Origin of the sequence: Nostoc sp. CALU 1950 (assembly GCF_051172895.1) — a bacterium.
Taxonomy (GTDB): domain Bacteria; phylum Cyanobacteriota; class Cyanobacteriia; order Cyanobacteriales; family Nostocaceae; genus Nostoc; species Nostoc edaphicum_A.
On the sequence record NZ_JBDNJQ010000218.1, the window covers coordinates 1 to 11,821 of the forward strand.

Annotated in this window: 8 protein-coding genes and 1 CRISPR repeat array; of the genes, 3 read left to right on the forward strand and 5 right to left on the reverse strand. The window is 42.2% G+C overall.

The window, feature by feature from the left end; translation table 11 throughout:
• A partial coding sequence (locus ABF638_RS34270; protein WP_435027261.1) for a leucine-rich repeat domain-containing protein occupies positions 1–337 on the reverse strand: 337 nt, incomplete at its 3' end.
• Positions 338–783: 446 nt separating this feature from the next.
• Here ABF638_RS34270 and ABF638_RS34275 point away from each other — a divergent pair.
• Complete coding sequence (locus ABF638_RS34275) at positions 784–3,588, forward strand: ATP-binding protein (RefSeq protein ID WP_435027262.1); 2,805 nt, start codon at positions 784–786, stop codon at positions 3,586–3,588.
• Between the two features lie 207 nt (positions 3,589–3,795).
• Positions 3,796–5,492: direct repeats of the CRISPR family, unit length 37 nt; unit sequence CTTTCAATCCCTAATAGGGATTTTGATGAATTGCAAT.
• Positions 5,493–5,776: 284 nt separating this feature from the next.
• Here the strand turns inward: ABF638_RS34275 and ABF638_RS34280 are convergent.
• The 3 genes from ABF638_RS34280 to ABF638_RS34290 all read right to left on the reverse strand — a co-directional run bounded on the left by ABF638_RS34280 (position 5,777) and on the right by ABF638_RS34290 (position 9,345).
• On the reverse strand, positions 5,777–7,288 hold the full coding sequence (locus ABF638_RS34280; protein ID WP_435027263.1) for a BamA/TamA family outer membrane protein: 1,512 nt from the start codon (positions 7,286–7,288) through the stop codon (positions 5,777–5,779).
• A gap of 16 nt (positions 7,289–7,304) precedes the next feature.
• Positions 7,305–8,117 carry a DUF3598 family protein gene (locus tag ABF638_RS34285; RefSeq protein WP_435027264.1) on the reverse strand — a complete coding sequence of 271 codons (813 nt, stop codon included), beginning with the start codon at positions 8,115–8,117 and terminating at the stop codon, positions 7,305–7,307.
• Positions 8,118–8,442: 325 nt separating this feature from the next.
• Complete coding sequence (locus ABF638_RS34290; protein WP_435027265.1) at positions 8,443–9,345, reverse strand: cell division protein FtsX; 903 nt, start codon at positions 9,343–9,345, stop codon at positions 8,443–8,445.
• A gap of 170 nt (positions 9,346–9,515) precedes the next feature.
• Here ABF638_RS34290 and def point away from each other — a divergent pair, with 170 nt between their 5' ends.
• Entirely contained in the window at positions 9,516–10,079 is a 564-nt protein-coding gene (gene def / locus ABF638_RS34295) for a peptide deformylase (RefSeq protein WP_069074108.1), read from the forward strand.
• Between the two features lie 11 nt (positions 10,080–10,090).
• Positions 10,091–10,294: a hypothetical protein gene (locus ABF638_RS34300; RefSeq protein ID WP_069074107.1), complete on the forward strand. Its 204-nt coding sequence runs from the start codon at positions 10,091–10,093 to the stop codon at positions 10,292–10,294.
• A gap of 62 nt (positions 10,295–10,356) precedes the next feature.
• Here ABF638_RS34300 and ABF638_RS34305 read toward each other — a convergent pair.
• A partial coding sequence (locus ABF638_RS34305) for a WD40 repeat domain-containing protein (protein ID WP_435027266.1) occupies positions 10,357–11,821 on the reverse strand: 1,465 nt, incomplete at its 5' end.

Below are 11,821 nucleotides of genomic sequence, written 5' to 3' on the forward strand. Positions count from 1 at the left end.
GGTATTGCAGGTTGGTGAGTTGGCCAATTTCCGCTGGCAGACTGCTCAGTTGATTCCAGCCGAGGTCGAGAGATTGCAGGTTGGTGAGTTGGCCAATTTCCGCTGGCAGACTGCTCAGTCGATTACTGCTGAGGTCGAGGGATTGCAGGTTGGTGAGTTGGCCAATTTCCGCTGGCAGACTGCTCAGTTGATTACCGATGAGGTGGAGGGATCGCAGGTTGGTGAGTTGGCCAATTTCCGGTGGCAGTGTTGTTAAGCCTTTGCCAGAAAGGTGTAATTGTGTCTTCTTATCTCTGACAGCTTTTTTAATAATTTGCAGCAGTTCTTCGTTAATCATTTCGGGTTTTACAAAGGCAATGCTTGACGATGATTTGCTGCTTGGACGCGCAGCAGAGAAATTGAGCTAATTAATAATGTAGCCTGTATCAAGGATTGGATTGTGGCGATCGCAGGTTCCTACACTTCTAGACTCAACCTCAAAACCTCACCATTCCACCTTTGAACACCAACTGTCGAGCAAAAAGGGCGATCGCTCCACCTTTAAACACCAACTGTCGTGGAGCGACTGGCGTGGGTTAGGGGGGATCAATAAGTGCCTAAAATCACAGCCAAACACTTTTAAAACATCCTCTTAATAAATGCTTGTGTTGTGAAGGTAATTTTCTCTGGTGATATACTCAACATCTAAGTATGATGCCGAGCAAAAAATCTTTGTTCAGAACATTTAGAAGATGGGAACTCTAGCTAATAAGCTTAATTACAGTATCCCATCCAACGTTGCTAATGATGTCCCATCCTGCTCATCCCACTTTGGGCCAATCTTCTTACCCTCGCTTGACTAGAAGCCTAAGTGCTATTGAAAGTTGGGGCTTTGGTTTGACAGCTCATATTTCTTGGACAGCATTGGTTCCAGCAATTCATTTTGCTCTCGGTTCCCAAGCTATTTTTGTCTGGATACCTGCGGTGATTTTTGGAATGCTGCTCAACTATCAAGTAAAACGCTTGGGTATGCATTTTATAAATGTGGCAGGAGGAACACCTAACTATGCTAGTAAGCTACTGCAACACTACCCAGGACTTGCTAGCTATGCAGCAATTGGATACCTTCTCAATTGGGTTTCTTACTTAGCAGTTAATACAATCGTACTTAAAGACTTAATTAAGGTGAATTTAGAAGCGCTGGGTATTGCCTGTCCAGAAATACTTCTGGAGATTAGCTTTACACTGTTGCCGTTTATCGTCGCCTTTAGTGGTACTCGCGCCCTGAGTATTTTACATTTGTTTTTTGTAATTCCAGCCTTTGGACTGTTAATGACTTTCTGCGTCCAAGGACTGTGTTGGTTAGCCTTTTCTCCCGCTAGTCCTGGTTTTTTTCCTAGCAATTGGCAACCTTTGAGCTTCGTCGATTGGGCAAAGTGGTTCTTTTTCGTCACCTATGCAACTTACAGCTGTGAAACTGCTTCTTCTTTTGTTGCCGATAGCCGCCACCCCACCCAGACGCTACGCTTTCTAGACGTTGCCGCTTGGATGATGCCACCCATCTTTTTAGGAGGGTCTTGGGTGGTGATGCGGTTAGCAACAAATCCCAACCTTCAAGACAATGCTTTCTTGAATCTTGTGGCGGCTTCCCAGCCCTTTTGGGGAAGATTTGCTGGTGTAAGTGTTTCCTTCTTGCTAGTAGCTGCAAGTCTTTTAGGTTCGGCAACGGTGGTTTCTAATTGCCCGCGAATTTTGTATCAATTGGCTTTAGATAAACACATCTCACCAGTATTTTCCGTTGTATCACGTCGGGGTGTGTTTGCCCCAGCATTGACATTGACATTGGTATTGTGCTTAATCTATCTGATTTGGGGGGATGTCGCGCGAATCGTTGCTGTTGGTAACGTCGGTTGGTTTGTCTCCTTTATGTTACTGCATCTAGGGCTTTGGCTCCGGCGCGATCGCTCGGAAGTTTTGTTCCCTCGCATATCTTTGGGTATTCTGCTAATAGAAGTTGTAGTGCTGTTGGTGGGTGGACTAGCCTGGGGTTGGCTCAACTTGCTTATTGGGTTATTATTTCCCATTGGTGTCATGGCAATAGATGCAGTGATTCGCCGGGTAAACTTCCCTCCGTTCCATCCCAGTTGGTGGATGCAGCGATATCGCACGCGTCCTGTGATAATTATCAAAGACTCAGTAATTCTTCAGGTGAGCATCCTGATTTTTTTATTGTGTAGCGCAGTGGCAATTGGCTGGTTATTTGGTGTCAAACTTAATCAAGTCGCAACTGCGGGGGGTGAAAATATATTTGTAGTGCTGCTAATGAGTGTCGCATTTGTGGGAGTTGCGATCGCTTGTTGGACAAGTTTACCTCAAGTGGTTGCGATCGCAGAAGCGCGAGAAGCTGCCGAACACCTGTTTACTGTCGCCCAGGATGGTATTTTAGTCGTAGATGATCAAGGCATTATCCAGCAAGCTAACCCAGCTACCGAATCTTTCTTTGGTGTCAACCCATCTGAGTTGCAGGGAAATCACCTCAACAAATGGCTACCCACATTAGTTTACTATCCAGACCAGTGGACAAAGCGTAGCGAACAAACCCTACTCGGCAATGGGAAAAACAGAACCTTGGAAGTTTCCATTTCAGATAGACCCCATCAAGATTTTCAGGAGTATGTCGTCATTCTCCACGACATTACCCAGCGTAAGCAAGCAGAGCAGATATTGCGATATTCAGAAGCACAATTGCGCCAAGAGGCAAAGCAGCTAGCATCTCAATTGGTGCAGAGTGAAAAAATGTCCAGTTTGGGGCAGTTAGTAGCAGGTGTAGCGCACGAAATCAACAACCCAGTCAACTTTATCTATGGCAATATCGCCCATGCCAATCAATATATCCAAGATTTACTAAGACTACTGCAACTATATCAGCAAAACTATCCTAATCCCGGAACGGAAATTCAAAGAGAAACAGAAGCCATCGACTTAGATTTTCTGATTGCAGACTTACCAAACTTGCTCACTTCTATGACAGTTGGTGCCGAACGAATCACAGAAATCGTCTTATCTCTGCGAAACTTTTCGCGGTTAGATGAAGCAGAAATGAAAGCTGTGAATATCCATGAAGGCATAGATAATACGTTGATGATTCTGGAACATCGCCTCAAACCTAAATCTAACTATCTAGCAATTGAGGTGATCAAAGAGTACGGTGACTTGCCATTAGTAGAATGTTATGCTGGACAACTGAATCAAGTATTTATGAATCTTCTCGCAAATGCGATCGATGCTTTAGAAGAGGCAGTAGAAAATGGTGAGTGGGGAATAGAGAAAGCAGCACTCTCTACTCCCCAAATTTATATTAATACTCAACTCACTAGCGACAATCAGGTAGTTATCCGCATTGGTGACAATGGTATAGGCATTCCAGAAAACGTACAAAAACATTTATTTGAGCCATTTTTTACTACTAAACCAGTTGGTAAAGGTACTGGATTAGGTTTATCTATTAGTTACCAAATTATCACTCAAAAACATCAGGGAAAATTACAATGTATTTCTACTCCTGGTGAGGGAACAGAATTTTTAATTGTAATTCCGTTAAACCAGTAAGCTATCAGAGTGTCTCAAACCCCTGAATTACATTGATTATAAGTTTCGATCCCTAAGAGGATGTTTGAAAAGTCCTATTGTCGATATCAAAAATTTTAGATCCCCCTAAATCCCCCTTAAAAAGGGGGACTTTGATTCCGGTTCCCCCCTTTTTAAGGGGGGTTAGGGGGGATCTAAAAGTGCCTAAAGTCACAGCTAAACACTTTTTAAACAACCTCTAATAGGGCTTTTGATGAATTGCAATTTTATTGAAAACAATGTTGGATCTATTCCTGTAAGTTTCAATCCCTAATAGGGATTTTGATGAATTGCAATGCAATCTTGTTTAATTTCTTGTTCCATTAGTTCAAAACCCTTTCAATCCCTAATAGGGATTTTGATGAATTGCAATAATCGCAGATTTACCACCAATGGAGCCATTTGATGACTTTCAATCCCTAATAGGGATTTTGATGAATTGCAATTTATCGAGTGTGCTTACATCATTTTCAGAGTAAACTTTCAATCCCTAATAGGGATTTTGATGAATTGCAATTACTCACAAACAGCCTAGTTTCACTAGTGTGTAACTTTCAATCCCTAATAGGGATTTTGATGAATTGCAATGAAGGTGCAGGGATTCACCCCTGCATAAATTTTCCTTTCAATCCCTAATAGGGATTTTGATGAATTGCAATATTAATTTAATGTACCGACCTTTTTTCATAGAATTTCTTTCAATCCCTAATAGGGATTTTGATGAATTGCAATCCAAAGTCGGTTAAGCCTGTAGAAAAGACTGATTGCCTTTCAATCCCTAATAGGGATTTTGATGAATTGCAATGCATTTTCACTTGGATTAATCCCATATCCAATACTCTTTCAATCCCTAATAGGGATTTTGATGAATTGCAATTGGTTACACTCTTGTTTGATACGATTCTTAAGGGACTTTCAATCCCTAATAGGGATTTTGATGAATTGCAATCGTTCTGTGTAGTATCTGATTCGTTGTCTACTAGCTTTCAATCCCTAATAGGGATTTTGATGAATTGCAATCCTACGGGTCTACGGTTGTCCCTAGATGCCATATCTTTCAATCCCTAATAGGGATTTTGATGAATTGCAATGGCACTCGGATTCATATCAAGAACCTTACGAAACTCTTTCAATCCCTAATAGGGATTTTGATGAATTGCAATCAGGAGTATGGGGATGACATAGCGGATTGGCTGGTCTTTCAATCCCTAATAGGGATTTTGATGAATTGCAATGTAATGCCTTTACCAGCGTCCACCATCTCGGCTTTCTTTCAATTCCTAATAGGGATTTTGATGAATTGCAATTTTTTCGTTTAAATACATAATTCCGTTTTTGTCACATGGACTTTCAATTCCTAATAGGGATTTTGATGAATTGCAATCATCGACAAATGGTCTTCGGTTGTTGGAACGGCTTCTTTCAATTCCTAATAGGGATTTTGATGAATTGCAATATATATTTTTCTACGTTGCGTTGAATCGCGATCTTTCAATTCCTAATAGGGATTTTGATGAATTGCAATTGAGGCGATCGCCCCTCCATGAATGACGTTATCTGCTTTCAATTCCTAATAGGGATTTTGATGAATTGCAATGAGTCCTGTGAAAACTTCAATTCTCAAATCAGCAACTTTCAATTCCTAATAGGGATTTTGATGAATTGCAATGCAGAGGGCAGAAGGCAGAAGGGAGGAGATAGCACCTTTCAATTCCTAATAGGGATTTTGATGAATTGCAATTTCAGTATCAAGATGGTTTATAAAATCCAAGAATACCTTTCAATTCCTAATAGGGATTTTGATGAATTGCAATAAGTGCAATGCTAATTCTGTTGCACTGTCCTCTAACTTTCAATTCCTAATAGGGATTTTGATGAATTGCAATAGCGGCAGCCCGAAAGCCAAGCTGTATTTAGTTTTCAAGGTGCGGTTGCGCGAATCTAGAGCAATAATAGCATTAGAGAATTCCTTTGGGAAGGGTATCGGGAAAGATTGAAGGCTGAAACCCAAGTTTTGTAAGCATTTTAGAGATTGCGCGGATAGCAATTGAGAAACAAGTGGGGTGAAATGCTTGCTGGCATTGAGATAGAAGCACTTTTTTGAGGCTGTAGAATTTCTACACCTACCTTTTCGCGCATTTGACATCTAGGAACCTAACCAGAAAGAAGATTAAAATCGCTGACCTGTAGTCACTTCAAATCTAAGTTCTCCTTGGTCGCTAATTCCAAAGTCGCCTCGAATCAGCCCAAAGGATGACTTGACACGCAATCCTAAGCCGTAACCAAAGCCACTTCCAGGTTTATCTCGCAACACTCCTGGTTCTCCTAGCACGGTTTCGCTAGACCCGAAATCGGAAGCGAAGTCAGTAAAGAGAACTCCGCCGATTGACTGAAAAATTGGGAACCGATATTCTACTGAAACTAAACCATAACTCCGACCACTGGCAATTTTTCCATAACCGTAACCCCTGACAGAATCCGGCCCACCAATATTAAAAGCATCAGCTGGTGGAAAGTTTCCAATAGTCGTGCCAATTTGTAAATTAATCGCCAACATTTCTGGATGGTCGGTTTGTCTACCATTACCGATCCAACTGACTGGTAAATAATGAATATAATCTCCCTGTAGGCGATTGCTGGAAATATTACCCAGTCCAATGGGAATCGCTTGTTCTGTGCTGAGGGTGAGAATTGATCCTTGAGTCGGATTGTCTCGGCGATCGCGTTGATCTCTGGATACAGCAAAGGATAATGTAAATAGGTCATCAATGCCAGTACCGCTCACAGATAAAGGACTCCCTAATCTATCGACCTGGGCAACGTTATATTCTTGATCGCGTAGGCTAATTCTGGTGTAATTAAAGCTTATTGCTGTATCCCACTCATCAAAAGATTGTAAAACTCCCACAGAACCGCCAAATCTTCCCTCGCGAACTTTGTCACCGTTAGATAATCTGATATCGTCGTTGAAGGTTCCCGATGTATTTCGATTCCGAAAACCTCTGATGCTGTAGCCTAAGCGGTTTGGTTCTTCAGGACGATAAAGACTAGTGAACTGACCATTAAACTGGACATCTTTACCGCTGATTTGCACAGTTGCATCTAATTTATCGTTAAGACCGCTAACATTTGCATCTTTATAACCCACCCGACCGTATAACCCAACATCGTCGTTATTACCGCCTCCTAAAATTAGAGAAGGGAAATTACGCTCTTTGATTTCATAAATGATATTAACGCTGGAAGAATCTTCTTCTCGATAAACATTGACTTCATTAAATGACTCTAATCTCCTTAATCGTTGCAAGTCTGCTGCTAGTAAATCTTCACGGAATACTTGACCAGGCTTGAGTTTCAGCAGACTAATGATAAAATTCTTTTGGGTACGTCCTTTAATCGGCTGACCTTTGTCATCGAGCAACTGATCTTTATTATTAATAAAACGAATCTGGATGTCTTTGACAATTCTCTGAGAAAACTCAACAGACTGGGCATCTACTGGAGTTGATCCTATATAATCACCATATTTGGCAGACCCTTGCTCTATCTTTAACGTCGGTTCTGGTAAAAGAACACTACCAGCGCCATCTTCAGTAGAAGATTGCAAGTCTGCAAGGGCCTGTGGATTTTCCCCACCCACTAACATTACTGCGATCGCAACTACAGTTATTTGAATACGCATAAATAAAGTTTTTTCATTACACCCTTTCTTCAGTAACTAATGTCAGACTAACCCATTCCCCTTTCTCGTTGTAGCTGCGAATCATCCGCTGGCGAAGGTTTGGCTGAATTAACCAACCCACTTCCAGAAAGAAAGGTTTACGTAACTGCACCTGGAGAGGTGAAGTTGCAGAAGCGCCATCTGGTAACAGTAATACTTGCACCTGCTTTTCTGGGTCTTGATCAAAGAGAACAATGGGGCCTTTGATGGTAGCAGTTGAGTTAATTGTACGTTCTGCAAAAGAAGTGCTTTGAATTAATCGCCCAGTCTCATCTAGTTGTAATTTTAAGGTTGTAGAGTAAGTATCAGGCGATCGCCAATCTGGATATATTGTCACTGCTTGACCTTGCCATTCTCCCAACAAGTCATTTATCTGCAAAGGTGGACGTTCTGCTGCTGGGGTTCCAGCTAGATGTTCTCGAATTAAGATTAATTCCTTTAGCTGACCAGTATTATCAAACAGTTGCACCAGACGCAAGCGGCGATTCTCATGAACTAAAGCAACTTCTGCGCCAAATTCGGAAAATGGGCCTAATTGAATTAAACCTTCAGAAAATGAACCATTTTCAAAAAATAGGAGACTTCGCCCCAGAGAACTATATTCTTTAACTAAATCATCTCGTCCCGAACGGCACAGAGTTAAGCGCACGGTTTGGTTATTGTTCAACCCTTCTAGGGAAAGGCGGCTAGGAGTATCATTCAGAAGTGTCCCTTGGGGAGAAAAATTGCTAAATGAACCTTCCCAAACACCGAGATTCTGCAAAAAACATTCCCATTGCGATTTTGTCATTTGTCATTAGTCCTTTGTCATTTGTCATTTGTTATTTGATTAGCTTTGTTAAGTTGATATGTATAGCGTCGATAAGCGTGAAGTACAATTTTGACCTCTCTCCAAACCTCTCTCCTAAAAGGAGAGAGGCTTTGAATTGTTCCCCCTTCCCGCTTCGGGAAGGGGGTTAGGGGGTTAGGTCTATTTGCATACCTGTACCTCACCGGATTGAAAATGACTATAGGTTTAATTTCATATTTGTTCAAGATAAAACTTCAGTTATTGTTTTAAAACTTTGAAAATTCCGAGTTCAAAGGACAAATGACCAATGACCAATGACCAATGACTATCCTTTAGCAAAACGTCGGACAGCAAATAAGCTCCCCATTAATCCTACAGCTGCACCGAAACTTAAAAGAATCAGGGGCAATAATAAAATTTCTGCTGGAGTGAGTTGCACTCTGTTGGTGATGACTTGGATAAACTCAGGTTGATTGACTAGCAACTTACCGAGAAATTGCTGAATTATAGAAATGAAGCTCCAAGCGATCGCACCACCAACTAAACCAAAAGCAATTCCTTGTAAAATAAACGGGAGGTAAATCCAAGCAGAAGTTGCTCCCACTAGTTGCATAATTTCAATTTCTTGGCGTCGCGCTGTGACAATCAGCCTAATTGTGGTGGTAGTGACTGCGATCGCTGTTAAAGTCAGAATAATTGTAATTGTTAAGGTAATCCAGTTCAGACCTTGGTGCAATTGGGCTATGCGTTTGACTGCTTCATCGACATACTGCACTGTCTCAACTCCTGGTAACTTAGCCAACTGCGTTGCTAAATTTGGCACAACTTCAGAATTACGCGCTTTCACCTTCATCTCATCAACTAGAGGATTCTCACCTAGCTGTTGGGTAGTACCCTCAATATCAGAAATTCTCATTTCCTTAACTAACTTAGTCCAAGCTTCCTCTTTGGTAATGGTTTGTATCGCCGCCACCTCTGACATTTTCGCGATCAGTGGCTCAATACTTTCCATTTGCGTATCCGGTTCGAGATAAACTGATACTTCTAGCTGGCTACCAAACTGATAGAGGAGTTTTTCGACTTGCCAAGAGGTTTGCAAACTCAAGCCGAATAAAAAGAGTAGCACCGTCACAGTACTTACAGCGGCCCAATTCATCCAACCTCCCCGCATTAAACCGAGGAAAGTTTCTTTGAGCAGATAGTCAAGTTTCGTGAGAGATTTAAGCACAGATTACCCCGGTCAATAATTCGTAATTCGTAATTCATAGTTCCCAATTCCCCATTCCCATTCCCCATTCCCCACTCCCAATTCCCCATTCCCAATTCCCTATTCCCCATTCCCCAGCTTGGTAGAATTAAGATAGTAGGAATTTTCACCCATCTAGCCATCTGAGACTCATGCCCTCTGAAATTGCTGTAGAGAAAAAAAAGTTAAAAAATCCACCTTTGGAGCTTCATTATTTAGGCGATCGCGTGCTGCGTCAAGCTGCAAAGCGGATTTCTAAAGTTGATGATGAACTTCGCCAAATAGTGCGCGAAATGCTGCAAACTATGTACAGCAAGGATGGCATTGGTTTGGCTGCGCCCCAAGTGGGAATTCACAAACAACTAATTGTCATCGACTTGGAACCAGAGAACGCAGCTAATCAGCCTTTGGTGTTGATTAACCCCACCATTAAACAAGTCAGCCGCGACATCTCTGTTGCCCAAGAAGGATGCTTGAGTATCCCTAACGTATATCTAGACGTGAAGCGCCCCGAACTCGTGGAAATTGCCTATAAAGACGAATACGGCCGTCCCCGGACATTAAAGGCAAATGACCTTTTGGGACGCTGCATTCAGCACGAGATGGATCACCTTAACGGCGTGGTATTTGTAGATCGTGTAGAAAACTCCTTGACTTTAGCCCAGGAGCTATCTAAGAATGGCTTCTCGTATCAAGCGGTGAAACCAATAGTATAGGGGGGCTAGCAGTGTATTTAACTCCAAAAAGCGGTTTATTTTTGGGTGGTTCTTGTGTAAGTGCGATCGCAGCTGTCGGTTCGATTTTTGAACTCAGTTACGGACAACCAGATTTTGGTGTCACAGCTACGGCAATTATTCTGGTATTGAGTATTCCACTCACAGGATTATTTTTTATTGCCGCAGTGAAGGACGCAAGGGCTAACATGAAATAAGCATCAGGTACATAAAAAAGGTAAAAGGATGAGGAAAAAGGCAAAATTCATTCTTTTACCTTTTATTTTTTCAATTTTTCTACGGCTCCCAAGGCTTTGAGAGTCTCTATCTGTGCCGATGTTAACCCTGTCACGCCAGTGATATTCATTCCTTCGTAGGGTCTATCGGCTCTGAGAGTTTTCAGGCGATCGCCTTTTGTCACATTCCAAAGTTGAATCGTCTCATCTTCACTGCCACTAGCGAGAATTTCACCGTCAGGACTAAAGGCTACTGAGCGGATCTGACTACTGTGTCCTGACAAGGTTTGCAGGCACTTACCTTCATTTACATCCCATAGCTTCACAGTTTGGTCTTCGCTACCACTCGCCAGAATTTGACCATCAGGACTGAAGACCACTGACCAAATCCATTTGGTATGCCCTCGGAAAATTTTGAGACACTTCCCTTCACGTACATCCCATAACTTCACAGTTTGGTCGTCACTGCCAGTTGCTAAAAATTGACCATCAGGACTGAAAGCTACTGACCAGATCCGACTGCTATCTCTCTGCAAAGTTTTCCAGCATTCACCAGTTTGCACGTCCCATAATTTTACAGTTTGGTCGTCGCTGCAACTCGCCAAGATTTTATCGTCGGGACTGAAGGCTAATGACCAAATCCATCTGCTGTGTGCTGGCAAGGTTTGGAGGCATTCACCAGTTTTCACATCCCATAACTTCACGATTTGCTCGTCACTGCCACTCGCCAGAATCTGCCCGTTGTGACTGAAGGCTACTGATCTGACCCAACTTTTATGTTCCGTCAAAGTTTTGAGACATTCACCAGTTTGCACATTCCATAACTTCACGGTTTGGTCATCACTACCACTCGCCAAAGTCTGACCATCGGGACTGAAAGCCACTGACCAAATCCATCTGGTATGTCCCTGTAAAGTTTTGAAGCATTTGCCAGTCTTGACATCCCATAACTTCACGGTTTTGTCTTCGCTACCACTGGCTAAGATCCTCCCAACCCCACTTTCCAAACTGGGTGAAGAGGGAATCGGACTAAAAGCTACTGACCAAATCCGACTACTATGTCCTGTTAAAGTTTTGCAGCATTTACCAGTTTGCACATCCCATAACTTTACAGTTTGGTCATCACTGCCACTAGCTATAATTTGACCATGAGGATGGAAGGCTACTGACCAAATCCGACTGCTATGTGCAGACAAAGTGTTAACACATTTACCAGTTTCTACATCCCATAACTTTACAGTTTGATCTTCATTACCACTAGCCAATATTTGACCATCAGGACTAAATGCTACTGAGCGTACCCAACTTTTATTTTCCTGTAAATTTTTGAAGCACTTACCAGTTTCTACATTCCATAACTTCACAGTTTGGTCTTCACTACCACTAGCTACAATTTGACCGTTGGGACTGAAGGCTATTGACCAGATCCAACTGGTATGTCCCTGGAAAGTTTTGAGACATTTAGCAGTTTGCACATCCCATAGCTTTACAGTGTGGTCTTCGCTACCA